Below are 24,690 nucleotides of genomic sequence, written 5' to 3'. Positions count from 1 at the left end.
CCGGCGGCAGTGAGCGCGAACCCGCCCACGGCCTTTGCCGCCAGCCTGCGGCGCGAATGGCGTCTGCTGCGCGGACGGCCCTGGGACCTGGCCATGGTCAGCTGGGTGCCGCTGCTGGCGCTGCTGCTCATGGTCTGGATCTTCTCGGCAGGCCTGGTCCAGCGCCTGCCCGTCGCTGTCTGGGACCAGGACCACAGCGCCCTGTCGCGCCAGCTGGTGCGCATGCTGGACGCCACGCCGGGCCTGGCCGTGCAGTCGCAGGCGCTCAATGCCTCGGAGGCGCAATGGGCGCTGCAGTCCATGAATGCCTATGCCGTGGTGCAGATCCCGCCCGGCTTTGCGCGCGACATCAAGCGGGGCCAGGGGGCCGACGTGGTGCTCATGCACAACGCCCAGCTGGCCACGCATTCCAGCCTGATCCAGCGCGACCTGCGCCAGGTGGTGGGAACGCTGTCGGCCGGCGTGGAAATGCAGGCCCGTGCCAAGCGCGGCGACCCGGCCCAGGCGCTGCGCGTGCGCATGGAGCCTATACGCACCAACCTGGTGTCGCTGTTCAACATCTCCACCAATTACGAGCAGTTCCTGGCGGCGGCGCTGATTCCCGCGCTGCTGCACATCCTGGGCATGACGGCCGGCGCCTGGTCCGTGGGGCGCGAGCTGCGCGACCGCACGCTGGGCCAGTGGATGGCCGAGGCTGCGGGCCCGGGAAGGCCCGGCTGGAGCGCCATTGCGGGCGCCTTGGCAGGCAAGCTGGCGCTGTCCTGGGCCAGCCTGGGCCTGGGCGGTACGCTGGCCATGCTGTGGCTCACGGCCGGACGGGGCTGGCATCCGGGGCAGGGCGCTGCCAGCCTGGCCTGGGTGGCGCTGGCCCTGCTGCTGCTGATCGCCGTGAGCCTGGCGGCGGGGGCGCTGCTGGCGGCGCTCACGCTGTCGCTGCGCACGGCGCTTTCGGGGGCGGGCCTGCTGTCGGCGCCGGCCTTTGCGTTCAGCGGCGTGGGCTTTCCGCTGCTGGCCATGCCGGATTCGGCGCGTGCCTGGGCCCTGTCCATGCCCTATACCCACTATGCGCGGCTGCAGATAGAGCAGCTGCAGATGGGCGCGCCCATCGTGCAGAGCCTGCCCGTGGTGGCCGGGCTATTGCTGGCCGCGCTGGTGTTGCTGCTGCTGGCCACGGCAGGCCTGGCGCGCGGCCTTTCCCGCCCCGACAAATGGGGAGGGCGCTGAGATGGCCAGGGGCTTTGCGCATGACTTCATCAGCGCCTTGCGTGCCGTGTTCGGCGATGTGGGCGTGCTCATGCTGCTGGTGGGCGCGCCCGTGCTCTACGGCTTCTTCTATCCCTGGTTCTATGGGCAGGAGGTCGTGCAGCGCGTGCCCGTGGCCGTGGTGCAGCACGACGGCAGCGGCCTGGCGCGCCAGATGCTGCGCTTTGCCCAGGCCAGCCCGCGCATCGAGGTGACCCTGGTCACGGGCGACGAGGCCCAGGCGCAGCAGGCCCTGCTGGATGGCCGCGTCATGGGCTACGCGCTGCTGCCGCGCGACCTCAAGCGCCGCGTGGTGCGCAGCGAAGAGGCCGTGGTCCCCGTCTATGCCAACGGTGCCTACCCGCTGGCCGCCAAGCAGGTGCAGTACGGCTTTGCCGAGGCCTTCGGCACGGTCTCGGCAGGCGTGGAGCTGCGGCGCCTGACGGCCGGCGGACAGAGCGCACTGCAGGCCCAGGCCAGCCGCTCGCCCGTCAACCTGCAGATGCAGGCCCTGTTCAATCCGACGGAAGGCTACGGCAGCTTCGTCGTCGCCGCCGTGGCCATCATCATCCTGCAGCAGACACTGCTCATGGGCGGCGCGCTGCTGGTGGGAACCTGGCGCGAGCAGGGATTGGACCGGGCGCCGGCACGCACCTGGCTGGCGCGGCTGCTGGCGCTGTGCACGCTGGGCTGGCTCTCGGGCCTGTACTACTTCGGCTGGATCTTCGTCTGGCACGACTATCCGCGCGGCGGCAATCCCTGGGGCGCGCTGGCGCTGCTGGCCGTCTTCGTCCCGGCTGTGGCGGGAGCGGCGGCGCTGCTGGGCTGGTGGCTGGCCAACCGCGAGCGCGCCATGCAGGTGGTGCTGTTCACCTCCATCCCGCTGGCCTTCGTCGGAGGCTTCAGCTGGCCGGCCGAAGCCCTGCCGCAACTGCTGCAGGCGCTGCGCTGGCTGTCGCCCAGCACGGCGGCCATCCAGGCCTCGCTGCGACTGAACCAGGCCGGCGCGCCGCTGGAGGCGGCGCTATGGCATCTGTCCGTGCTGCTGGCCCTGGCGCTGCTGGGTTGGGTGGCCGTGCTCTGGCTGGGCAGCCGCCGTGCGGACCTGCCCGGGGATGGCCGCAAGTAGACCGATGCTGCGTCCAGCACAGGTCCGCCTTGGCGGGTCCCATCATGGGTTGGACGGCGCCGCTCAGTCGCAGCGAATCGTGTCGCCTTCCAGCACGCAGATCAGCCCGTTGTAGGCGGTCAAGGTGTCGCGATACCGGCGATAGAGGTTGCCTTTGATGTCGAAGCAGCTGTCTGCCTTGCACCGGTCGAGCTTTACGGTGCGGGTGCCGGCTGGAGGGGTCAGGACAATCTTGGGTGGCTCCTGGAGCAAGGGCATATTCGTGCCGCAGGATGCATTCACGTTGGAGATCTGCGCATTCATGCGCATGCGCTTTTCGCCTTCGGAGAGGCTGCGGATGCTGGAGACGAATTCCAGCTCCTTGCGAGCCTGGCTGCAGCCCGGGGAGGCTGATGCAGGCGTGGGCTGCTGCGCCTGCTGGTCGATCATGCGCTGCTGGCTATCGATCTGGCGCCGCTGTGCGTCGACGGCCTGCTGGCGGTATTTGCGCTCGTTGGCCTGCGCGGCCTCGGCGCGCTCCTGGAGAATCTCCGCATCCGTCTTTCGGCGCTCGATCATGCCGCCGACTTGCGCGCTGCTGCATGGACGGTCGGAGAAATTCATTTCTCCGGATGGATCCTTGCATTGATAGATCTGCGCCATGGCTGGAACTGCGAATGTCAGGCCGCACAACAGTGCAATGGCTTCACGCATGGATTCTCTCCACAAGAGGTCTGGACCACAATTTCCGATGGCCTGGCATGGCGTCCGTTCCGACATGCGCTTCACACTTCAGGCCGGCGCGCCCGCGCCGCGACCCCGTCCCTGCATGGCCAGCATCAGCAGCACCACGCCCACGATGGGCAGCAGCCAGGTGTTGATGCCGTCCCAGCCGGCCGTGTGCAGCAGCTGGCCCGAGCCGAACGAGGCCACGGCCACGGTGCCGAAGACCAGGAAATCGTTGAGCGCCTGCACCTTGGCGCGCTCGGCAGGGCGGTAGCACTCGGTGACCATGGCCGTGGCGCCGATGAAGCCGAAGTTCCAGCCCACGCCCAGCAGCACCAGGGAGCCCCAGAAGTGCAGCAGCTCCAGCCCCATCAACGCCATCAGGGCCGAGGCGGCGATCATCACCAGCCCCAGCGCCGTGATGCGGCGCTTGCCGAAGCGCGCGATCAGCCGGCCCGTGAAGAAGCTGGGCGCGAACATGGCCAGCACATGCCACTGGATGCCCAGCGCCGCCTCGCCCACCGTGTGGCCGCAGCCCACCATGGCCATGGGCGCGGCCGTCATCAGAAAGGCCATCAGGCCGTAGCTGACCACGCCGGCCGAAGCCGCCACGATGAACTGCGGCGTGCGCGCAATCTCGGCCAGCGGCCGGGCCTCGCCCGCCACGGCGCGGGCCTGGGGCGGCGGCAGCTTCAGGCCCAGCAGCAGCGGCAGGGCCAGCAGGGCGAGCACGGCCTGGCTGTAGAAGCTGCCTGCGAACGGTGTCATGGGCAGGGCGTCGCGCGTCCAGATCACCACCTGCGGGCCGATGATGGCCGCGATCAGCCCGCCGATCATCACGCGCGAGATGGCGCGCGCCTGCTCGGCGGGGTCGGTCATGGCGTCGGTGGCCGCGAAGCGGTAGCTCTGCACGCAGGCCGCGTAAAAGCCCGCCAGCGCCGTGCCGATGCAGAAGGTCACGAAATCGGAGTGCGCAATGCCCTGGGCGGCGATCACGCCCGAGACCACGCCCAGGATGGCGCCCAGCACATAGGCCGTGCGCCGCCCCATGCGCTGCATCAGCCAGGCCGCGGGCAGCGTGGATAGCGCCAGGCCCAGCTGGTAGATGCTGACCGGCAGCGTGGTGGCCGTGGGATTGGTGGACAGCTGCTGCCCCACCAGGCCGCCCAGCGAAATGATGATGGGCGGCGACGCGCCCCCCAGCGATTGCGCGGCCACGAGCAGGCCGAGGTTGCGGCGCTGCAGCGCTGGAGTGTGTTGTTCTGGTGTCATGGCTTGTGCGGCGGAAAGACCGCATCTTCACCGAAAAGCATGAGGGCTGGGTTAAGCGCCGATTCAGCCAGCCGGGCCGGTGGTCCAGTCCGCGATGGCCAGTCCGGGTTCGGGAATGCGGCTGAACACCCGGTCTCTTGTGACCAGCACCGAGCGCTCGCCGGCCTGCGCGGCCTGCTGCTGCAGGAGCAGGGCGTGCGCGGCAATCATCATGTCCATGGAGGCCAGCGTGATGCCGGCCGCCTCGCAAGCGGCGCGCAGGTGGCCGTAGGCATCGGCCACCTGGGCCGTCCAGGGCAGCACCTCGACGCGGGCCAGGAACCCTGTCACCCGCAGCGACAGCCCGGCAGGGTGGCCGCGCTTGGCGACCCCGTACATCAGTTCGGCCTGCGTGACCGCCGACACTGCGATCTGGTGCATGGGTACGCGAACCAGCTGTTCGCGCACGGCAGGGATATCGCCTTTGATGATGTGGCTGGCGATGTTGGTGTCCAGCAGGTAGCGTGTCATCGCGTACTGCCTTCGTCGGCAAACGGATCGCGGCCTGACTCTGGCTGCGCTCGGTCAGCGGTGTCCATGAAATCGGCCGGCACGTCGGTGGTGGCGTCGAGCGCAAAGAACTCTTGCCATGAGTCGGGACGGCGCGACAGGATCACGTCGCCCGTGATGGGGTCGCGACGTATGTAGACCTCTTTTTCCTCGAACCGGAATTCATAGGGAAGGCGCACGGCCTGGCTGCGACCGGTGGTGAAAAGCTTGGCAGTCTGCGTCACGGCGATTCCTCCTGTTGGTATGTATCAAAGTATATATCCGCGCTGTGACTTGCTGTACGCCTCCTGGAAGATTTGGTGGATCAGCTCCCTGAACCATTTGTGCCCCGCGTCATGGTCGTTGCGCGGATGCCAGACGGCGTCGATGGACAGGGCCAGCTCGGGCAGGGGCATGGGGCGCGCCACGCAGTTGGAGCCGGACAGCACGCTGTGCATCCAGTGCGCGGGCATGGCGGCCACCAGGTCGGTGGATTCGATGACGGGCACCATGCCCAGCCAGGTGGGCACCTGGAACATCACGCGCCGCGCCAGCCCGCGCTCGGCCAGGAGTTCGTCCACGATGCTGCTGCCCACGCCCGTGACCTTCAGGTGGCCCTGCTCCAGGTATTTTTCCAGCGTGAGCGGGGAGGCGGCGGCCGGATGGTCCTTGCGCATCAGCACCATCCACTGGTCGTCCAGCAGGCGCCGTGACGCCGACAGCACCGAGCGACCGCGCGAGACGGACAGCCGTATCTCCACGCCTTCGTACTCGACGCGGTCCGAGGGCTGGCGGCCGTCGAAGGACTGCACCGACAGGCTGATGCCCGGCGCCACCGCACGCAGATGGATGCACAGCTGCGGGAGTAGCAGCACGCCCACGTAGTCGGACAGGCGCAGGTGGAAATTGCGCCGCGCCGTGGCCGGATCGAAGCCCTTGCTGACCTCGATGGCGCTTTCGATCTCGCTGAAGGCCTTGCGGAAGCTGCGCGCCAGGCGCACGGCCTCGGGCGTGGGCGACATGCCTTCGGCCGTGCGCAGCAGCAGCGGGTCGTTGAACTGGGTACGCAGCCGGCGCAGCGCATGGCTGACGGCCGAGGAGGTGATGCCCAGCCGCGCGGCGGCCTTGCCCACGCTGCGTTCTTCCACCAGGGCCTCGAAGATCACCAGCAGGTTGAGGTCGATGCTGCGCAGGTTGACCGGAGCCCGGGGCGCGCCGTCCGCATGTTGAATGCTGTTCATTTTGATGATGACAAAGATGAGCTTGACTGAATTTTACGTGCGTCACGACAATGCACCAGCTTTGAAATGAACGCCCATGAATTCACCCAGTTTCAACCGCTGTGCCGTTGATTGCGACGCAGTCGAAAATCCAGCGGAACAATATCTGTTTCCGGAAAATTCCTGCGATACCCATTTCCATGTATTTGGTCGTTCCGATGATTTTCCGTTGATTGCGGAACGCGCCTATACGCCGGCTGTCGCGTCCATGGACGATTATTGGAAAGCCTTTCGCCCATTGGGCGTGGGCCGCTGCGTTCTGGTCCAGCCCAGCGTGTATGGCCGCGACCACGGCCTGCTCAAGCAGACGCTGCGCCATGCCGAAGCGGGCCGCATGCGTGGTGTGGCCGTGATCTACGAGGACACGCCGGATGCGGAGATCGAAGCGCTGCACGCCCTGGGCGTGCGCGGCGCTCGGTGCAATGCGCTGTTTTCGGGCGGGGTCTCCGTCTCCAGCCTGCGGACCGTGGCCGACCGCATCCGGGGTCTGGGCTGGCATGTGCAATTGCTGGTGAACGTGGATGACGACCCTGGCCTGGCGCAGCGCGTGGCCGACATGGGCGTGGCCGTGGTGGTGGATCACTTCGGCCACCCGTCGCGCCAGCTGGGCGCCGGCGGGCCGGGCAGCCGCAACCTGCAGGCGCTGATGAAGGAAGGCCGGGCCTGGGTGAAGTTCTCGGGCGCCTACCGGATATCGGCAACGGCATCGGCCGCGGACCCGGCCGTGGTTCCCATTGCACATGCCCTGGTGCAGGCCAATCCGCACCGGATCGTATGGGGGTCGGACTGGCCGCATCCCGGAATAAAGGCCCGTTCGAATTCCGCTAGCGAATTGGCGCAGGCACTGGTGGATTGGGTTCCAGAGGAATACAGGCATACGGTATTGGTCGATAACCCCGCGCGCCTATATTGGGGTCATTGATTTTCAAATAGCAGGAGACAGAGAAAATGAATCGAATCACATCGGGCCGCAGAGGCTTTATACGCACGGCGGTATCTTTCGCGGCGCTGGCTGCGGCATCGGCCGCATCTGCAGTGCAGGCGCGCGGATTTCCCGCCAAGCCGCTCACGCTGGTCGTGCCCTTTGCGCCGGGCGGCAACGTGGACATCGTGGCCCGCACGCTGGGCATTCCGCTGGCCCGGCATGCGGGGCAGTCCGTGATCGTGGACAACCGTGCGGGCGGCGGTGGTGCCGTGGGCTCGGGCTGGGTGGCGCGCGCCGAGCCGGACGGGCATACGCTGCTGGTGGCCACGCCGGGCCAGTTGGGCACCTTGCCCGAGATGATCAAGCTGCCCTACCGCGCCGACAGCTTTGCGCCCATTGCCGTGGTCAGCCGCACGCCCGTGGTCGTGGTGGTGCGCGCCAACGACGCGCGCTTCAAGACCGCTGCCGATTTCATCAAGGCGATGAAGGCCAAGGATGGCAGCGTGACCGTGGGCCATGCCGGCCCGGGCTCGCCCAATCACCTGGCCGTGCTGCAGCTGGAAGATGCCGTGAAGGTGCGCGTCAATCCCGTGCCCTACAAGGGATCGGGGCCGGCCCTGGTCGATCTGATCGGCGGGCAGATCGATGCCGTGGTGGACCAGATCACCAGCTCCACGCCGCATATCAAGAGCGGCGCCTTGCGCGCGCTGTTCGTGCTGGGGCCGCGCGCCGGGGGCGGGCTGGCCGATGTGCCCGACCTGGCCCAGCTGGGCCTGCCGGTGTTCGATGCCACCACCTTCGTGGGCGTGTTCGCGCCCAAGGGTGCGCCCACGGCCAGCGTGGACAGCCTGTATGGCTGGATCTCCCAGTCTGTGGCCGACCCGGAGTTCAGTCGCCTGATCCGCGAACTGGGCAGCGAGCCCTTCCCGGCCAGCGCGGCCGTGCTGCAGCGCCTGGTCAGCGAAGAGGCCGCGCTGGCGGCGCGGCTGACCCGGCAGGGGCGCCTGCGCGCGGAGTAGCCACAGGCGGGTTGGAGCACGCTTCAGAACCCGGCCGCCAGCCCGTCGCGGCGCGGGTCGCTGGCGATCTGGTAGCCCTCCACGGCGGGATCGCCCATGCGCCAGATGAACTGGCCGGCGCCGAAGTCCTGGTAGGGGTCGTGGATGATCTCCACCTGGTGGCCCAGCGCCTGCAGGCCGGCGATGGTGGACGGGTCCATGCCGCCTTCCACGTTGATGGCCAGGCCTTCGTTGACGCGCCAGCGCGGCGCATCGCAGGCCGCCTGGGGCGACTGGCGGTAGTCCAGCATGCGCACCACAGTCTGCATGTGGCCCTGGGGCTGCATGTTGCCGCCCATGACGCCGAAGCTCATCACGGGCTGGCCGTCGCGGGTCAGGAAGGCCGGAATGATGGTGTGGAAGGGGCGCTTGCCCGGGCCCACCAGGTTGGCGCGGTTGGGGTGCTGGGGGTCGGTGCCGAAGCCGTGGCCGCGGTTTTGCAGGCTGATGCCGAAGGTCGGCTCCACCACGCCCGAGCCAAAGCCCGAGAAGTTGCTCTGGATGAAGCTGACCATCATGCCGTTCTCGTCGGCTGCCGTCAGGTAGATGGTGCCGCCGCGCACGGGGTTGCCGGCCTTGAAGTCCTGCGCACGGCGCGGATCGATCAGCCTGGCGCGCGAGGCCAGGTAGGCGTCGTCGAGCATCTGTGCGGGCGTCACCTCCATGTCCGCATCGGCCACGTAGCGGTAGATGTCGGCAAAGGCCAGCTTCATGGCCTCGATCTGCAGATGCTGGGAGGCCACGCCATCCACGGGCAGGCTGGCCAGGTCGAAGTTGGACAGAATGCCCAGCGCGACCTGCGCGGCAATGCCTTGCCCGCCCGGCGGGATCTCGTGCAGCGTGTGGCCGCGGTAGTCCTTGGCCAGCGGCTGCACCCATTGCACCTCGTGCGCGGCCATGTCGGCCATGCCCAGGCAGCCGCCGTGCTGCTGCACGAACGAGGTCACGGCCCGGGCAATCTCGCCTTCATAAAAGGCCTTGCCGCGCGTGGCGCCAATGGCGCGCAGGGCGCGCGCTGCGGCGGGAAAGCAAAACAGCTCGCCCACCTCGGGCGCGCGGCCCCGGGGCAGGAAGCTTTCCCTGAACCCCGGCTGCGATTGCAGCTCGGGCGCGCCTGCGGCCCATTTCTGCTGGACCACGGGCGGCACCAGGTAGCCGCGCTCGGCGATCTCGGCGGCCGGCTCCATCAGCGCGTCAAAGGGCAGCTTGCCGAAGCGCTCGTGCAGGGCCACCCAGGCGCTGACGGCGCCCGGCACGGTGATGGAGTCCACGCCCCGGCGCGGCGGCTTGTCCTGGGGGCCATAGCGCTGGTGGAAGTACTCGGGCGCCCAGCCCTGCGGTGCGCGGCCGCTGGCGTTGAGTCCGTGCAGCTCCTTGCCATCCCAGAGGATGCAGAAGGCGTCCGAGCCCAGGCCGTTGCTCACCGGCTCGACGATGGTCATGGCCGCCGCCGCCGCAATGGCCGCGTCCACCGCGTTGCCGCCTGCCCACAGCATGCGCAGGCCGGCCTGCGCCGCCAGCGGGTGGGAGGTGGACACGGCATTGCGCGCGAACACGGGCACCCGCCTGGAGTCGTAGGGGTTGCCGGGAGAGAAGGGAGAGGAAGAGGCGTGCATGAAAGAGCCTGCCTCAGTCGGCGGTGATGCCCATGGTCTTCACGTCACGGCTCCAGCGCGTCAGCTCGCGGTCGATCTGCTGCTTGAAGGACTTGGGGTCGCTGGTCTCGGGGTCCAGGCCCTGGGCCTCGAACTGGGCCTGCACTTCGGGGCGCTCCATGATCTTGCGCACTTCCAGGGCCAGCCGCTCGACGATGGCCGGGTCCGTGCCGCCCGTGGTGAACAGGCCGTACCAGGACGTGAAGGCATAGCCGGGCAGGCCGGCCTCGGCGACGGTGGGCACGTTGGGCAGGTTCTTGACGCGCTGCTTCGTGGTCACGGCCAGGATGCGGGTCTGGCCGGTCTTGGCCGATGTGATGGCAGGCGGAATGCCCGAGAAGATGGCCTGCACCTGGCCGCCCGACACATCGGTGATGGCCGGGCCGTTGCCGCGGTAGGGCACGTGCACCAGGTTCACGCCGGCCTGCTGCGCGAACAGCGCGCCGGCCAGGTGCAGGGTGGAGCCGTTGCCCGACGATGCGTAGTTGATGCTGCCCGGCGCCTTGCGCGCGGCCTCGATCATTTCCTGCACCGTCTTGTAGGGCAGGGCGGCGTTCACCAGCAGCGCGTTGCCGGATTCGGCCACCAGGGTGATGGGCTCCAGGTCCTTGCGCGGGTCGAACGACAGCTTCTTGGCCAGCACGGGCGCCACGGTGTTGCTGCCGATGGAGCCTAGCAGAAGCGTGTAGCCGTTCTTGGGTGCCTTGGCCACCACTTCGCTGGCGATCAGGCCGCCCGCGCCGCCGCGGTTCTCCACCACCACGCTCTGGCCCAGGCGCTGCTGCAGCTCCTTGGCCAGGATGCGGGCCACGATGTCGTTGGCGCCGCCGGCGGCAAAGCCCACCATGATCTTCAGCGGCTGCGAGGGCCAGGCATCGGCGGCGGGCGCCGCCCAGCCGGGTGCGGCCCAGCCGGGCGTGGCGCAGGTCAACAGGGCGGCGCAGCAGACGAGCAGGCGGCGGGACACGGGTGCAGGCATGGAGATCTCCAGAAATCCGGGAAGTGGGAGGGTGTGATCAGGACGATCGGCTATCGGTTGCCAGCGATTTTGATGATAGAAACTGTTTGGTGAAAGCTGGAATTTCTTACGAATCTTGAAAGCAAAACTTTTATGCCAAGCCTGCGCATTCTTCGCACTTTTCTGGCCGTGGCGGCCGAGGGCTCCTTCACCGCGGCAGGCCAGCGCGTGGCGCTGACCCAGGTGGCCGTGGGGCTGCAGATGCGCACGCTGGAAAACGACCTCAAGCGTAAGCTGTTCGCGCGCCAGGGCAAGCTGGTCACGCTCAATGAGCAGGGCCGGGCGCTGGTGCCCATTGCCACCCAGCTGGTGGCGCTGTACGAGCAGGCCAAGCACGGCACGCGGGCCGATGCACCGCTGGCCGGCACCGTGCAGTTCGGCTCCATCGTCTCGGCGCTGAGCCAGCTGGTGCGCGCCACGCTGGAGCTCAAGCGCCACCATCCGGCGGTGGACCTGCATGTGGTCTCGGGCAAGTCCAACCGGCTGATCGCCCAGGTGGAGAACCATGAGCTGGACGCGGCCGTGGTGGTCTACAACCCGGCCATCAAGCGCCCCTCGCTGGTCTGGACACCGCTGTACGCCGAGCCCATGGTGCTGCTGGCGCCGCGCGCCGCCCGGCCCGCGGCGCCCGCCGACATGGTGGAGCGCTATCCCTTCATCCGCTTCGACCGCACCGAGCACACGGGCGAGCTGGTGGAGCGCACGCTGCGCCGCCTGCGCGCCAAGCCCCAGGAGTTCCTGGAGCTCAACTCCATCGAGACCATCGTGGAGCTGGTGCGCGACGGCATGGGCGTGGCCATGCTGCCCAATCTGGCGCGGCATGGCTGGGAGGGCGACCCGCGCCTGCGCGTGCTGCCCCTTGCCCAGACTGCCGAGAGCCGGCAGATCGCCCTGGTGCAGCTGCGCACGGCGGCGCGCGCCGAGATCATCACCGCCGTGGGCCAGCAATTCGTGGCGGCGCTGGCGGTGCCGGACTGAGTGTGCCGGACTGAGCGCGCCGCTGTGGCTGTTGCGCCGATCCGCGTGTCTTAAGTTGCGTATTGCGCGAGCCCGTGGCCCATGGACCAGTTCTCCTTGTCCACCTCGACCAGGTTGACGAACACGTCCTCGGGCCGCAGGCCGGGGCTTTCGACCAGCAGCTCGGCGATGCGGCTGAACAGCGCCATCTTCTGCTCCAGGCTGCGGGTGTTGCTGACCGTGAGCTGCACCAGCACCAGATCGTCGCTGCGCGCCACGCCCAGGTAGGAGGCGCCGTAGCGGAAGTTGTCGCCGTCATGCTCGGTGATGGTCATGAACTGGTCGTCCTCCGGCACGTTGAAGGTTTCGCGCATGGCGCGGTAGAGGCTGTCGCAGATGGCCTGGCGGTAGGCGGGGGACTTGCCGGCGCGCATGTTGATCCGGGTCATGGGCATGGTGTGGCTCCTTTGCGTTGAGTTGAGTTGCGTTGCTTTGCGTTGTGGGAGCCTCGAAGGTAGGCCGTGCCAGCTATTTTGAAAAGCCATGATTGCTGATATCAGTAATAATGGATTGAAATGATTCAACGACCTCTGGACCTGGATGCCGTGCAAGGCTTCGTGCACATCGCGGACCTGGGCAGCTTCACGCGCGCGGCCGAAGCCATGCAGACCACGCAGGCTGCCGTCAGCCTCAAGCTCAAGCGGCTGGAGCAGCGGCTGGGCTGCAGGCTGGTCGAGCGCACGCCGCGCCACGTGCAGCTGTCGGCGCTGGGTGCCGACTTCCTGCCCCATGCGCGCGAACTGCTGCAGGCCCATGAGCGCGCACTGGCGCTGGCCGTCAGCACGCGCCAGCGGCTGACCATCGGCATCAGCGACCACGTGGCCGGGCCTGAGCTGCCGGCACTGATCGCCCGCATGAATGCGCAGGACCCGCAGCTGCTGATCGACATCCGCATCGCATCGTCCGGCCCGCTGCTGCAGGGGTTCGACCGGCGCGAGTACGACACGGTGATCGTTCGCACGCATGCCGGGCGTGACGACGGCGAGCTGCTGGCCGAGGAGCCCTTCGGCTGGTTTGCCGCGCCCGGCTGGCAGCACCGCGCGGGCGAGTCCCTGCCGCTGGCCACACTGGCCGAGCCCTGCGGCGTGCGCGCCATGGCCGGGCAGCTGCTGGATACGGCGCGCATGCCGTGGACCGAGGTGTTCGTGGGCGGCGGCGTGGCCGCTGTCTCGGCCGCCGTCATGGCGGGGCTGGGCGTGGCCGCGCTGGCGCCGCGCATGCTGGCCCTGGGCGCCGTGGACGTGGGCCCGCGCCTGGGCCTGCCCACGCTGCCGCGCCTGCCCGTGCTGCTGCACACCCGCGTGCGCGAAGGCCGGCCGCGCGCGGCGCTGGATGCGCTGGGCGCCGCCTTCAAGTCCGCCGTGCGTGGCTAGCAGCCAACAATCGGCCCGGCATGGCGCGCAGCCGCTTGTGCCTGCGGGGCAACGGGCGATAGACTCGCACCCCTCCCATCCACCCTCACCCTTTCGAGGTGCACCATGCCCCGCCGCACAGCTTCCTGCTGAACGACTTCGTCACACGCTGATCCTGGCCTTGCCCCGGATGTCTTTTGCGTGTGCGCTGCGGTGCGTGGCCTTTTGAGGGCTTGCGGCTGACCGTCCTTTTTGCGGACGGCCCCGACAGTCCTGCCATCTTCCCCTTCGACAGCCTGCCGGCCCGGCCACCACGGGCCAGGCCGCGCTGTCGCTGTATCCCCTGCATTGCGGCGCCTGGCGTCGTCGTCGGCTTTTCCCGCCCCATGGCATGGCGCCGTGGGGTGCTGCATCGTTTTCGGAAAGCACGACATGACCCCATCCATTTCTCCAGGCCCTCGTTTTCTTTCGAGCATCGAGATCCTCAAGTACCCCCGTACGCCGCACCTGCGCGGCTCGCGCCTGCAGGCCGGTGACCAGGACGACGCCGTGCCCTATGAGCGGCTGGCCGGCCGGCACATCGTCGTCGAGGAAAAGCTCGACGGCGCCAACGCCGCGCTGAGCTTTGCCGGCGACGGCCAGCTGCTGCTGCAGTCGCGCGGCCACTACCTGGACAGCGAGCGGCCCGGCGGGCGCGAGCGCCAGTTCAACCTCTTCAAGCAATGGGCCCAGGCCCACGAGGGCGCGCTGCTGTCCCTGCTAGACGACCGCTACCAGGTGTTCGGCGAGTGGATGTATGCCAAGCACTCGCTGTTCTACGACGCGCTGCCGCACTGGTTCTGCGAGTTCGACATCTGGGACCGCTCGGCGCAGTGCTTCCTGGACACGCCGCGCCGCCATGCCCTGCTGGCCGGCGTGCCCGTGGTCTCGGTGCCCGTGCTCTACCGCGGGGCGGCGCCCCGGCGCATGCAGGACCTGCTGGCGCTGCTGGCCCCTTCGCTGGGCCGCAGCGCGCGCTGGCGCCAGGCCTTCGAGCAGGTGGTGGCCCGCCAGAAGCTGGACCTGCCGCTGTGCTGGCGGCAGACCGACGGCTCCGAGCTGGCCGAAGGCCTCTACCTCAAGGTGGAGGAGGACGGCCAGACCGTGGCGCGCTACAAGTTCGTGCGGCCGGACTTCGTGCAGGTCATCCTCGACTCGGGCTCGCACCACAGCGAGCGGCCCATCGTCCCCAACGGGCTGCGCGAAGGCGCAGACATCTTTGCGGCCGATGTTTCAAAAAGCTGGTGAGGCCTGCAGCGCAGACCCATCGCAAGGAGATTTCCATGACGAACTGGAAACAGATCCAGTCCCTGGTGCCGCAGCCCGGCGCCGACCCCGACTTCGCGGCCTGCCTGGCCGCCTTCCCCCTGCTGGAGCAGGCCAAAACCACGCCGCAGGACCCGGTCTACCACGCCGAAGGCGATGTCTGGACGCACACGCAGATGGTGGTGCGCGAGCTGCTGGCCGATCCCGGCCATGCGGCACTCACCGCCACCGAGCGCGAGACGGTCTTCCTGGCCGCGCTGCTGCACGACGTGGCCAAGTGCTCGACCACCGTGGTGGGCGAGGACGGCCGCATCGGCCAGCCCGGCCACTCGCGCCGGGGGGCGCTGGATGCGCGGCTCATGCTCTGGGAAGCCGGCGCGCCCGTGGACCAGCGCGAAGCCATCTGCCGGCTGATCACCGTGCACCAGGTGCCGTTCTTCGCCTTTGCCGATTCGCGGCGCGGCCACTCGCCCGAGTTCATCGTGCGCGAGCTGTCCTGGCAGGTGGACCTGCACCTGCTCACCCTGCTGGCGCGGGCCGACATGCGCGGTCGCATCTGCCCGGACATTGCGTCCGTGCTGGTCAACATCGAGCTGGTGCGCGAGTTCGCGCTGGAAGAGGGCTGCCTGCGCACGCCACGCCGCTTTGCCTCGGACGAGACGGCGGTGCGCTACTTCCGCGGCGCGCAGCTGCATCCCGACTATGCGCTGCACGAGCAGACCGGCTCGCGCGCCATCGTCATGTGCGGCCTGCCGGCCAGCGGCAAGAACACCTGGGTGGCCGCCCACCATGGCGACCTGCCCGTGGTCTCCTTCGACGATGCGCGTACGGAGCTGGGCCTGCGCCACGGCCAGAACGAGGGCGCGGCCGCCCACCACGCCGTGGACAAGGCCAAGGCCCTGCTGCGCGCGGGCCGGCCCTTTGTCTGGAACGCCACCCACCTGTCGCGCCAGATGCGCGGCAAGACCGTGGACCTGTGCCTGGCCTACGGCGCCCGCGTGGAGCTCGTGCACCTGGAAGCCAGCCGCCCAACCCTGCTGGCCCGCAACCGCGCGCGCGACACCACGCTGACCAACGCGGCCCTGCTCTGCCTGCTGCAGCGCTGGGATGTGCCTTTGCCTACCGAGGCGCATGCGCTGTCGTTGCTGGTCAATGAGGGGTAGGGGAGGGGGAGGGTTGCTGTACCGCTGTCAAGCGGCATGCTCGCCGCGTGCCCGCTTCATCTCCAGATAGGACTGGGCTGCTTTCTGGTCGTCGGCCCGGTATGCCACGTTCATGTCCGGGCGATGCACGTCATCGCCCGGACCCTTCAGCCCTGGCAATGCCCGCAGATGATCAAGCAAGGTGGTCTGCGTGTTGGCCGAGGTGATCAAGGGGCGCAGATAGGCATCGAGGTGTCTGCCTTGCGGGTTCTGGATCTCCTGGGTCAGTGCCTTCAGATAAGCCTCCTTGCTGGAGGCCAGCCAGTCGATGGCAAAGCCCGCGCGGTGGCACAGCTCGGCATGGATCAGCAGCATGCTGCGTCCATTTCCGTCGAGAAAGGGATGACCCCAGGCAAACGCGCCCATGACAGCACCAGGTTTGTCGCGCAGGGTGCCTGCATCGTTGCCCATGTCCAGGCCCCATTCGACGGCGCGCTGGCACAGCTCTGACACTTCGAATTGCAGGCCTGCACCCCTGCCGACGAGCCGGCCCACGCCCAGCGCACGCCTGTCCTGGCCGGCCCAGGGGTAGAAGTCGGAAAACAGGATGGCGTGAACGCGCAAAAAATCGCGGTAGCCAATCCGGCCCCGGATGCTTGCCAGAAAGGCAAGTGCTTCTTCCAGGTTGGCCTCGAAAAAGAGGTGTTCCTGGATCTTGACCTCACGGGCGTCTTTCAGTCCTTCAATGTTGCGCAGGTAGCCCGCGCTTTCGAAGTCCCCGAACGGATCGAACATCCTGCACCTCCCTCATGTGATTGGTCATCAGCCTGGCAAGCTGCCGGCCATTGATGACATGTTTTTTCTTCAAGGCCACGAGCAGCTTGCCCGTGCTGTCGAGCTCCACTTCATCTCCTGCAGCGCGTGTGACTGCCTGTGCATAGTCGTCCAGTCCGGTACGCTGGTGTTGGATGTGGTGCGTGCGGGCCAGCCGCTCGACAAACTGGCGTACACCTTTGGTGGGCAGGGCGTTCACGTCTGCGGGCAAGGTTTCGCCGGGTTCATCAGGTGCCGAGGGATTGCGGACATAGCGCACGGCGACATCGCCCAGATTCAGCCTGCGTGAGATGCGCTGGCTGCCTGCATCGATCAGCAGCGTGGCCTGGCCCGCCTCGTTGACCAGATCCACGCTGCGAAACCTGATTCCCAGTCTGTCCAGCACCTCCCTGACCAGCTCATCGCTGGGGGCGAGCAACTGCGGATCGCCGCTGGCGTCGGGCCTTGCCTTGGCATAGATGCCGGCGCCCAGGCGGATCAGGCGGCCGTCCGAGACCAAGTCATGCAAGGCCTCGCTGAGGTGGGAAGCGCTTGCCAATCTGCTCAGATCACGCCGGAGCACGATGTTGCCGGAGCGCTTGCTCAGCGATATCTGAAGTTTGCTGTCCAGGTTCATTCTCTGCCTCAGACGATCTCTACATGGTCTGATTCTAAGGTGTTGTTTTTTTCTTTTATAACAATGGGTTGTGTGCGGATTTCATGCCGCTTGACCAGCAGGGATTGCGATGAAGTCCAACCCCAATTCCAGTGCTGGACGCAATGGCAATCCAAGACCCGATACCGGCAAGCCATGCTCGCTGTTGAGATGACACCCGGACCTTGCACCGGCCGTGTGCGCAGACAATGAAGGTTTGAAGACCGCCGCCCCTTCTGTCTGCCACTTCGAAAGCCATCCATGAACCTTTCCTCCCAGCTGCTGTCCACCCTCGCGCCGCTTGGCCGCATCCGCGCCTCCATCAACACCGGCAATCCCATTCTTGCGCGGCTGGATGCCTACGGCCGGCCTGCGGGCGTGTCCATCGACCTGGCCCGGCGCCTTGCGCAGCAGCTGGGGCTGGAGCTGGAACTGGTGGTCTTCGACACGGCCGCCAAGTCGGTGGATGCCGTCACGCGCGAGGAGGCCGACTTCGGCTTCTTTGCCGTGGACCCCGTGCGCGGCGCGGGCATCGGCTTCACGGCACCCTATGTGCTGATCGAGGGCAGCTACCTGGTGCGCCAGGATTCGCCGCTGACCGACAACGCCCAGGTGGACCGGGCCGGGCACACAGTCGTGGTCGGCAAGGGCAGCGCCTATGACCTGTACCTGAGCCGCGAGCTCAAGCATGCGCAGATAGAGCGCGCCGTGTCCTCGCCCGCCGTGGTGCAGACCTTTGTGGAATCGACGGCCGACGTGGCCGCCGGCGTCAAGCAGCAATTGGAGGCCGATGCCGCCCGCCTGCCCGGCCTGCGCCTGCTGCCGGGCCGCTTCATGGTGATCCAGCAGGCCATGGGCCTGCCCAAGGGGCGGGGCGACGAGGCCCTGCGCGTGCTGGCGGCCTTTGTGGAAGAGGCCAAGGCCTCGGGCTTTGTGGCCGAGGCACTGCAGCGCCACGGCATCCAGGGCGCAGCGGTTGCGCCTGCGGCCTGAAGGTCAGGCGCCGCGCAGCACCAGCAGGTCGATGCTGGCCGGCACGCCCAGGCGCACGGCAAAGCCGGCCCACAGGCCTGCGCCGGCGCTGACGAAGAGCTTCATGGCGCCGACCTCGTACTCGCCGCGCACAAAGCCGTCATTGGCGGGCGCCACCAGCCATTGGTCCATGCCCAGGATCAGGCCGCCGTGCGTATGGCCCGACAGCTGCAGGCCCACGCCGTGGGCCGCATTGTCGCGGGCGGTCTTGGGCTGGTGGGCCAGCAGCAGGTGGTATTGCGCACCGGCCTCTTTGGCCTGGCGGGCCACGGTGTCGATGTCGGGCGGCACGCCTTCGGGCACGGACGGGTCGGTGTTCTGGCGCGACAGGCGGCCATAGGCCGGATCGCCGATGCCCGACAGCGCCAGGCGCGCGCCCTGCACATCGATCAGCTGCATGCGGTTTTCCAGCAGGTTCAGGCCCAGGCGGCGGAATTCGGCCATCCAGGCGTCGTAGCCGCTGTAGTACTCATGGTTGCCGGGCGCTGCCCAGACGCCGTGGCGTGCCTTGAGCTGCGCCAGCGGCGCGATGTTGGCGCGGCCGCTGTCCACGTCGCCGTCCACCATGTCGCCGGGCAGCACGATGAGGTCGGGGCGCGCGCCCAGCGTGCGGTCCACGATGGTCTGCACATAGCGCGCGTCGTTGATGGGGCTGGCGTGGATGTCGGCCAGCACGGCCACGCGCAGGCCTTCCAGGCCGGCGGGCAGGCCGGGCAGGCGCAGCGTGCGCTCGTGCACCTCGGGCGGGCGCAGCGCATTGGTCACGCCCCAGGCCGACAGCAGGCCTGCCAGGGCCAGGGCGCCGGACGTGAGCAGCGGGGCGTGGAGGCGCTGCTTCCAGTCCTCGCGCCGGGCCACGGCGGCCAGCGCCCAGAGGCCGTCGCGCAGCACGATGAAGACGGCCAGCATCAGCAGCAGGGCCAGCACCCAGCCGCCCGGCACCTGCAGATAGGCCAGCGTGCGGTACTCGACCGTGCCCTCGCGCAGCAGCACCAGCAGCAGGGCGGGCGTGCAGCCCAGGGCCGCCGTGGCGACGGCCGCCATCAGGCGGGCGCGGCGCGGCATCAGGCGGACGGGCCACCACAGCCACAGGGCCAGTAGCGGGATGACGAGGGCGGCAAGAGTAACCATGGGGAGCAGATCGAGGAAGGCGGGTGAGGCGGCCAGCGCCGGGAGCGGGCGGCAAGGCGAGCGCCGATTGTGCGCAATGCCTTGCATGCCGCTGGCCTGACTTGGCGAAGGCCCTGGCATGCGGGGGTTTTCATGCGGGCGGCACAGGGCCGGCGTATGGAAATCTGCAGCCGCGTGGCGCCGCCGGCATGGCGCGGGGATAATCCAGCCCCTTATGCCTTTGAACTTATGCCTTTGAAGATCAGCTTCCCTGAATCCCTGCCCGTATCCGCCCGCCGTGAGGAAATCATGGAGGCCATGGACCGGCACCAGGTCATCATCGTGTGCGGCGAGACGGGCTCGGGCAAGACCACGCAGCTGCCCAAGATCGCGCTGGCGCTGGGCCGGGGCAAGGTCAACGCCACGCCCGACGACAAGGGCCAGGTGCGCGGCCACCTGATCGGCCACACGCAGCCGCGCCGCATTGCCGCCAGCTCGGTGGCCAAGCGCATTGCCGAGGAGCTGAACACGCCGCTGGGCGATGTGGTGGGCTACAAGGTGCGTTTCCAGGACCGGCTGTCCAAGGACGCCTCGGTCAAGCTGATGACGGACGGCATCCTGCTGGCCGAGACGCAGACCGACCCGCTGCTCAAGGCCTACGACACGCTGATCATCGACGAGGCCCACGAGCGCAGCCTCAACATCGACTTCCTGCTGGGCTACATCAAGCAGATCCTGCCCCGGCGCCCCGACCTCAAGGTGGTGGTGACATCGGCCACCATCGATGCCGAGCGGTTCTCCAGGCACTTCGAAGGCCCCAAGGGGCCTGCGCCGGTGATCATGGTCTCGGGCCGCACCTACCCCGTGGAGATGCGCTGGCGCCCGTTCGAGGAAAAGCGCGACCATGACCTCAACGACGCCATCGCCGAAGGCGTGGACGAGCTGTGGGCCGGCGGCGCGGGTGGCGACATCCTGGTCTTCCTGCCCGGCGAGCGCGAGATCCGCGAGGCGGCCGACCACCTGCGCAAGCACCTGGCACAGCAGCCCGTGCTGCGCCATGCCGAGGTGCTGCCGCTGTTCTCGCGCCTGTCGCAGGCCGAGCAGGACCGCATCTTCGACAGCCACACGGGCCGGCGCATCGTGCTGGCCACCAACGTGGCCGAGACCTCGCTGACCGTGCCCGGCATCCGCTATGTGATCGATGCGGGGACGGCGCGCGTCAAGCGCTATTCCTTCCGCAGCAAGGTCGAGCAGCTGCTGGTCGAGCCCATCAGCCAGGCGGCGGCCAACCAGCGCGCCGGCCGTTGCGGCCGCGTGGCCAACGGCATCTGCATCCGCCTGTACGACGAGGCCGACTTCGGCACGCGCGCGCGCTTCACCGACCCTGAAATCCTGCGCTCCTCGCTGGCCGGCGTCATCCTGCGCATGAAGTCGCTGGGCCTGGGCGACGTGGTGAACTTTCCCTTCCTCGAAGCGCCCTCGGGCCGTGCCATTGCCGACGGCTACCAGCTGCTGGGCGAGCTGGGCGCCGTGGACGAGCGCGGCGAGCTGCTGCCCATGGGCCGCGAGCTGTCGCGCCTGCCGCTGGACCCGCGCGTGGGCCGCATGATCCTGGAGGCGCGCACGCGCGGCGCCGTGGCCGAGGTGCTGGTCATCGCCTCCGCCCTGTCCGTGCAGGACGTGCGCGACCGGCCGCTGGAGGCCCAGCAGCAGGCCGACCAGCAGCACGCCAAGTTCGACGACGAGAAAAGCGAATTCAGCGGCTACCTGCGCCTGTGGAAATGGCTGCAGGATGCGCGCGGCGGCAAGGTGGTGGCCAAGAGCCGCAAGGAAATGGCCACGGCACAGGCGCCGGCTGCCAAGCCGTCGGCGCGCAATGCCGCCTTCCTGCCCGTGGCCCAGCGCAGCGGCGGGCAGAGCGTGGCCGCCCCGGCGGCCGAGGCGCTGGCGGCCTTCCATCCGCAGGACACCGGTCCCGGCACGGATGACGAGCCCTCTCACAAGCTCAGCAACCGCCAGTGGGAGCAGCTGCTGCGCCAGAACTTCATCAACATCCGCCGCGTGCGCGAATGGCGCGACATCCACTCGCAGCTGCTGACCGTGGTCAACGAGCACAAGTGGAAGGTCAACACCGAGCCTGCGGGCTACGACGCCGTGCACCTGTCCATGCTGTCCGGCCTGCTGGGCAACCTGGGCTACAAGGGCGATGAAAGCGACGCCTACCTGGGCGCGCGCGGCATCCGCTTCCATCCGCACCCGGGCGCCCACCTGTCCAAGAAGCCGGGGCGCTGGATCGTTGCGGCCGAGCTGGTGGAAACCTCGCGCCTGTACGGCCGGGGCATCGCCGCCATCGATCCGCAGTGGCTGGAGGAAGTCGGCGCCCACCTGCTCAAGAAGCAGCTGCTCGATCCGCACTGGTCCAAGAACCAGGCCGACGTGGTGGCGCTGGAGCGCGCCACGCTCTACGGCCTGGTGGTCTACAACGGCCGGCGCATGAGCTATGGCCGCATCGATCCGCAGTCCGCGCGCGAGATCTTCATCCGCCAGGCCCTGGTGGAGGGGCAGTGGGACACGCGCTGGCACTTCCTGCCCGCCAACCTCAAGCTGGTGCGCAAGGTCGAGGAGCTGGAGCACAAGAGCCGCCGCCAGGACGTGCTGGTCGATGACGAGCTGATCTACGCCTTCTACGACCAGCAGATCCCCAAGGACGTGTTCAGCGGCGCCACCTTCGACCATTGGTTCCGCGAGGCGGCCAAGGAAAACGCCGACCTGCTGCGCCTGTCGCGCGACGAACTGATGCGCCACGAGGCGGCCGGCATCACCACCCAGGCCTTTCCCAAGGTGGTCAAGCTCGGCGGCGTGGACTGCACGGCCAGCTACCTGCACAGCCCGGGCGACGCGCGCGACGGCATCACCGTCACCGTGCCGCTGTTCGTGCTCAACCAGGTCAGCGACGAGCGCGTGGAATGGCTGGTGCCCGGCATGCTCAAGGACAAGCTCCAGGCCCTGCTCAAGAGCCTGCCGCAGCGCCCGCGCAGCCGCTTCGTGCCCCTGCCCGAAAGCGCCCAGCGCCTGGCCGAACTCTTCACCACGCCCGAGCGCTGGGGCCAGGGATCGCTGATCGATGCCCTGCTCAAGCAGGTGCGCGACGAGACCTCGCTGGACGTCAAGCGTGCCGACTTCAAGCTGGACATGCTCAGCCCGCACCTGTTCATGAACTTCCGCATCACGGACGAGCATGGACGCCAACTGGGCCAGGGCCGCAACCTGGGCGCGCTCAAGGCCGAACTGGGCGCCAAGGCGCGCGGCGCCTTCCAGGCGCTGGCCGCGCTGAAGGTGGCTTCGGTCACCGAGGCCCCTGCTGCACCCGCTGCCACCGCGCCCGAAGCCGGCAGGAAGCCTGCACCCGCTGCCAAGGCGGAAAAGCCCGACCAGGCCACGCCTGCCAGGAATGCCAAGCCCAGCCAGCCTGCCGACAGCCGCTACAAGGAATGGAGCTTTGGCGAGCTGCCCGAGCTGATGGAGATCGGCCGGGGCGGGCAGACGCTGATCGGCTTTCCGGCGCTGATCGACCATGGCGATGCCGTCGGCATCGAGGTCTTCGACGAACCCGAGGTCGCGGCCGCGCGCCACCGCGTGGGCCTGCGCCGCCTGTTCGCGCTGCAGATCCGCGATGCGCTCAAGTACCTGGAAAAGAACATTCCAGACCTGCAGAAGATGGCCGTCGCCTACATGCCGCTGGGCACGCAGGAGGAACTGCGCGAGCAGATCATCGACGTGGCCATAGACCGCGCCTTCCTGCAGGAGCCGCTGCCCACCAACGACGCGCAGTTCAAGCAGCGCGTGCAGGACGGACGTGGCCGGCTGACGCTGATCGCCAACGAGGTGGCGCGCATGGCCTCCACCATCCTGGTCGAGTACGCGGCGGCCCAGCGCAAGATCAAGGACACCAAGAACGCGCCCGACGCCACGGCCGACGCCGCCCAGCAACTGCAGCGCCTGGTGCCCAAGAACTTCATCGCGGCCGCGCCCTGGACCCAGCTGCAGCACTACGCGCGCTACCTCAAGGCCATCACCAGCCGGCTGGACAAGTACCGCGCCGACCCTGCGCGCGACGCCAGCCGCCTGGCCGAGCTGCGCCCGCTGGAGCAGCGCTACTGGCGCCTGGTGGCCGAGCGCAAGGGCCACATCGATGCGCGCATGCAGGAGTACCGCTGGATGCTGGAGGAGCTGCGCGTGAGCTTCTTCGCCCAGGAGCTGCGCACGCCTTACCCGGTCAGCATCAAGCGGCTGGACAAGGTCTGGCAGCAACTGCAGAACTAGCGCCGTGCCGGCCTGCGGCCCTTCCGTGATCGGGAGGGCCGCAGGCCATGGTTCAACGCGGCATCGCCACCTTCACCGGCACGCAGCCGGTTGGAGCGATGCAAGGCCCAAGGCCGTATGCGCCATCACAGAGATGGCGCATTTTTCAAAGCACGGGCGATCTGTGCAGAACCTGCACAGATGCTGGCCGCTCCATGGCGTTGCGGCGGGCCCTGTGCGTTTCTAGACTGCTGGCATCAACCACTTCCCGTTTTCAGGAGCACTGCATGTCCCTCGCAGAACAGGCCAGCCAGGCCACCCAATCCACCAGCCATCCCACCCTCCGCGCCCTGTCAGGCGCGCCGGGGCGCAGCCAGTTGCCACGGGGTGCCACGGCGCTGCTGGTCATCGACTTCCAGAACGAGTACTTCAGCGGCCGCCTGCCCATCCCGCGCGGCCCGCAGGTCCTGGAGCAGGCCCGGCGCCTGCTGCAATGGGCCGATGCCGGGCAGGTTGCCGTGTTCCACATCCAGCACATTGCCCCGGAAGGTGCGCCCGTGTTCGCCGTCAATGGCAGCGCCGTCCAATTCCACCCCGGCCTGCAGCCGCGCGCGGGCGACACCGTGGTGCAAAAGCGCAGCGTCAGCGCCTTCGTCGGCACCGACCTGGCCGACCAGCTGCGCGCGCGTGGCATCACCACCGTGGTCATCTGCGGCCTCATGACGCACGCCTGCGTGGCCGGCGCCGCACGCGATGCCGCGCCGCTGGGCTTCGAGGTCGTCGTGGCCAGCGACGCCGTGGCCACACGTGCCATCACGCGCAGCAATGGCGAATCCGTGGACGCCGACAGCCTGCACCGTGCCGCGCTGGCCGAGATCGAGGATGTGTTCGGCGATGTCATGCCCACCGCGCATGTGGTGCAGCTGCCCCTGCGCTGAGCCTGCAGGCAGGGCCCGCGCATCGTCTCCTAGCGAGAATCCACGGCGTTGCCGTACTCCGTCGTGGTGCTGGCCGCATCCTTGCGCACCGGCAATGCGACCTGCTCGAACACATTGGCTTCGATCACAACGCCTTTGGACTCCAGCAGGTTGATGCCTGCCTGGGGTTCCTCTTCCTTCTTCCTGAACAGCCCGCTGCGCTTCACGATGAA

22 protein-coding genes and 1 pseudogene are annotated in these 24,690 nt (G+C 68.3%); 11 read left to right on the top strand and 12 right to left on the bottom strand.

The genetic code is table 11. The annotated features are described in order from the left end of the window. The first annotated feature begins 9 nt into the window (after nucleotides 1-9). Nucleotides 10-1,224: an ABC transporter permease gene (locus PO605_RS20190; protein ID WP_272206793.1), complete on the top strand. Its 1,215-nt coding sequence runs from the start codon at nucleotides 10-12 to the stop codon at nucleotides 1,222-1,224. Nucleotide 1,225: 1 nt separating this feature from the next. Then, the gene (locus PO605_RS20185; protein WP_209672347.1) at nucleotides 1,226-2,371 is read left to right on the top strand and encodes an ABC transporter permease; all 1,146 of its coding nucleotides are present in this window, start codon (nucleotides 1,226-1,228) and stop codon (nucleotides 2,369-2,371) included. A gap of 63 nt (nucleotides 2,372-2,434) precedes the next feature. On the opposite strand, the gene PO605_RS20180 is transcribed toward PO605_RS20185, so the two are convergent. The 5 genes from PO605_RS20180 to PO605_RS20160 all read right to left on the bottom strand — a co-directional run bounded on the left by PO605_RS20180 (nucleotide 2,435) and on the right by PO605_RS20160 (nucleotide 6,117). Continuing rightward, on the bottom strand, nucleotides 2,435-3,064 hold the full coding sequence (locus tag PO605_RS20180; RefSeq protein ID WP_034367434.1) for a DUF4124 domain-containing protein: 630 nt from the start codon (nucleotides 3,062-3,064) through the stop codon (nucleotides 2,435-2,437). Between the two features lie 78 nt (nucleotides 3,065-3,142). Beyond that, the gene (locus tag PO605_RS20175; protein ID WP_016448243.1) at nucleotides 3,143-4,348 is read right to left on the bottom strand and encodes an MFS transporter; all 1,206 of its coding nucleotides are present in this window, start codon (nucleotides 4,346-4,348) and stop codon (nucleotides 3,143-3,145) included. A gap of 63 nt (nucleotides 4,349-4,411) precedes the next feature. Beyond that, nucleotides 4,412-4,858: a type II toxin-antitoxin system VapC family toxin gene (locus PO605_RS20170; protein ID WP_034367439.1), complete on the bottom strand. Its 447-nt coding sequence runs from the start codon at nucleotides 4,856-4,858 to the stop codon at nucleotides 4,412-4,414. Further along, nucleotides 4,855-5,121 carry an antitoxin gene (locus tag PO605_RS20165; protein ID WP_047467905.1) on the bottom strand — a complete coding sequence of 89 codons (267 nt, stop codon included), beginning with the start codon at nucleotides 5,119-5,121 and terminating at the stop codon, nucleotides 4,855-4,857. Before PO605_RS20165 ends, PO605_RS20170 begins: the two co-directional genes overlap by 4 nt. Before the next feature lie 24 nt (nucleotides 5,122-5,145). Continuing rightward, nucleotides 5,146-6,117 carry a LysR family transcriptional regulator gene (locus PO605_RS20160; RefSeq protein WP_046988493.1) on the bottom strand — a complete coding sequence of 324 codons (972 nt, stop codon included), beginning with the start codon at nucleotides 6,115-6,117 and terminating at the stop codon, nucleotides 5,146-5,148. A gap of 76 nt (nucleotides 6,118-6,193) precedes the next feature. Between PO605_RS20160 and PO605_RS20155 the strand changes: the two genes are divergently transcribed. Next, nucleotides 6,194-7,078, top strand: a complete 885-nt coding sequence (locus PO605_RS20155; RefSeq protein WP_272206792.1) for an amidohydrolase family protein — start codon at nucleotides 6,194-6,196, stop codon at nucleotides 7,076-7,078. A 26-nt stretch (nucleotides 7,079-7,104) separates the two neighbouring features. Further along, nucleotides 7,105-8,100 (top strand): tripartite tricarboxylate transporter substrate binding protein, encoded by a 996-nt coding sequence (locus PO605_RS20150; RefSeq protein WP_272206791.1) that lies wholly within the window; start codon nucleotides 7,105-7,107, stop codon nucleotides 8,098-8,100. A gap of 23 nt (nucleotides 8,101-8,123) precedes the next feature. On the opposite strand, the gene PO605_RS20145 is transcribed toward PO605_RS20150, so the two are convergent. Both PO605_RS20145 and PO605_RS20140 read right to left on the bottom strand, forming a co-directional pair. Then, entirely contained in the window at nucleotides 8,124-9,755 is a 1,632-nt protein-coding gene (locus PO605_RS20145) for a gamma-glutamyltransferase family protein (RefSeq protein WP_272206790.1), read from the bottom strand. 13 nt (nucleotides 9,756-9,768) lie between these two features. Then, complete coding sequence (locus tag PO605_RS20140; RefSeq protein WP_272206789.1) at nucleotides 9,769-10,773, bottom strand: Bug family tripartite tricarboxylate transporter substrate binding protein; 1,005 nt, start codon at nucleotides 10,771-10,773, stop codon at nucleotides 9,769-9,771. Nucleotides 10,774-10,905: 132 nt separating this feature from the next. On the opposite strand from PO605_RS20140, the gene PO605_RS20135 reads away from it, so the two are divergent. Further along, nucleotides 10,906-11,790 (top strand): LysR family transcriptional regulator, encoded by an 885-nt coding sequence (locus tag PO605_RS20135; RefSeq protein ID WP_016448236.1) that lies wholly within the window; start codon nucleotides 10,906-10,908, stop codon nucleotides 11,788-11,790. A gap of 50 nt (nucleotides 11,791-11,840) precedes the next feature. Here the strand turns inward: PO605_RS20135 and PO605_RS20130 are convergent, their stop codons facing one another. Beyond that, entirely contained in the window at nucleotides 11,841-12,224 is a 384-nt protein-coding gene (locus PO605_RS20130) for a tautomerase family protein (RefSeq protein WP_047474894.1), read from the bottom strand. A gap of 120 nt (nucleotides 12,225-12,344) precedes the next feature. Between PO605_RS20130 and PO605_RS20125 the strand changes: the two genes are divergently transcribed. The 3 genes from PO605_RS20125 to PO605_RS20115 all read left to right on the top strand — a co-directional run bounded on the left by PO605_RS20125 (nucleotide 12,345) and on the right by PO605_RS20115 (nucleotide 15,649). Continuing rightward, the gene (locus PO605_RS20125) at nucleotides 12,345-13,202 is read left to right on the top strand and encodes a LysR family transcriptional regulator (protein ID WP_272206788.1); all 858 of its coding nucleotides are present in this window, start codon (nucleotides 12,345-12,347) and stop codon (nucleotides 13,200-13,202) included. Between the two features lie 411 nt (nucleotides 13,203-13,613). Beyond that, on the top strand, nucleotides 13,614-14,468 hold the full coding sequence (locus PO605_RS20120) for an RNA ligase family protein (protein WP_272206787.1): 855 nt from the start codon (nucleotides 13,614-13,616) through the stop codon (nucleotides 14,466-14,468). Nucleotides 14,469-14,503: 35 nt separating this feature from the next. Next, nucleotides 14,504-15,649: an AAA family ATPase gene (locus PO605_RS20115; protein ID WP_272206786.1), complete on the top strand. Its 1,146-nt coding sequence runs from the start codon at nucleotides 14,504-14,506 to the stop codon at nucleotides 15,647-15,649. A 27-nt stretch (nucleotides 15,650-15,676) separates the two neighbouring features. Here the strand turns inward: PO605_RS20115 and PO605_RS20110 are convergent, their stop codons facing one another. Both PO605_RS20110 and PO605_RS20105 read right to left on the bottom strand, forming a co-directional pair. After that, the gene (locus tag PO605_RS20110; protein ID WP_046987340.1) at nucleotides 15,677-16,423 is read right to left on the bottom strand and encodes a Fic/DOC family protein; all 747 of its coding nucleotides are present in this window, start codon (nucleotides 16,421-16,423) and stop codon (nucleotides 15,677-15,679) included. Then, nucleotides 16,371-17,078: a hypothetical protein gene (locus tag PO605_RS20105; protein WP_016448230.1), complete on the bottom strand. Its 708-nt coding sequence runs from the start codon at nucleotides 17,076-17,078 to the stop codon at nucleotides 16,371-16,373. Before PO605_RS20105 ends, PO605_RS20110 begins: the two co-directional genes overlap by 53 nt. Before the next feature lie 279 nt (nucleotides 17,079-17,357). Here PO605_RS20105 and PO605_RS20100 point away from each other — a divergent pair, with 279 nt between their 5' ends. Then, a complete protein-coding gene (locus tag PO605_RS20100) occupies nucleotides 17,358-18,089 on the top strand; it encodes an ABC transporter substrate-binding protein (RefSeq protein WP_272206785.1) in 732 nt (243 codons plus the stop codon). 3 nt (nucleotides 18,090-18,092) lie between these two features. On the opposite strand, the gene PO605_RS20095 is transcribed toward PO605_RS20100, so the two are convergent. After that, a complete protein-coding gene (locus tag PO605_RS20095; RefSeq protein WP_272206784.1) occupies nucleotides 18,093-19,259 on the bottom strand; it encodes a metallophosphoesterase in 1,167 nt (388 codons plus the stop codon). 228 nt (nucleotides 19,260-19,487) lie between these two features. Between PO605_RS20095 and hrpA the strand changes: the two genes are divergently transcribed. After that, complete coding sequence (gene hrpA / locus PO605_RS20090; protein WP_047469312.1) at nucleotides 19,488-23,561, top strand: ATP-dependent RNA helicase HrpA; 4,074 nt, start codon at nucleotides 19,488-19,490, stop codon at nucleotides 23,559-23,561. A 266-nt stretch (nucleotides 23,562-23,827) separates the two neighbouring features. Further along, nucleotides 23,828-24,478, top strand: coding sequence for a cysteine hydrolase family protein (locus PO605_RS20085; RefSeq protein WP_047469311.1), 651 nt, complete (start codon nucleotides 23,828-23,830; stop codon nucleotides 24,476-24,478). Between the two features lie 29 nt (nucleotides 24,479-24,507). On the opposite strand, the pseudogene PO605_RS20080 reads toward PO605_RS20085, so the two are convergent. Next, nucleotides 24,508-24,690 (bottom strand): annotated as a pseudogene (locus PO605_RS20080) (right-handed parallel beta-helix repeat-containing protein); the annotation flags it as partial.

Origin of the sequence: Delftia sp. DT-2, assembly GCF_028401915.1 — a bacterium.
Classification (GTDB): domain Bacteria; phylum Pseudomonadota; class Gammaproteobacteria; order Burkholderiales; family Burkholderiaceae_C; genus Comamonas; species Comamonas tsuruhatensis.
Note: the sequence above shows the minus strand (reverse complement) of the source record. Positions and strands in the feature narration are given on the sequence as shown.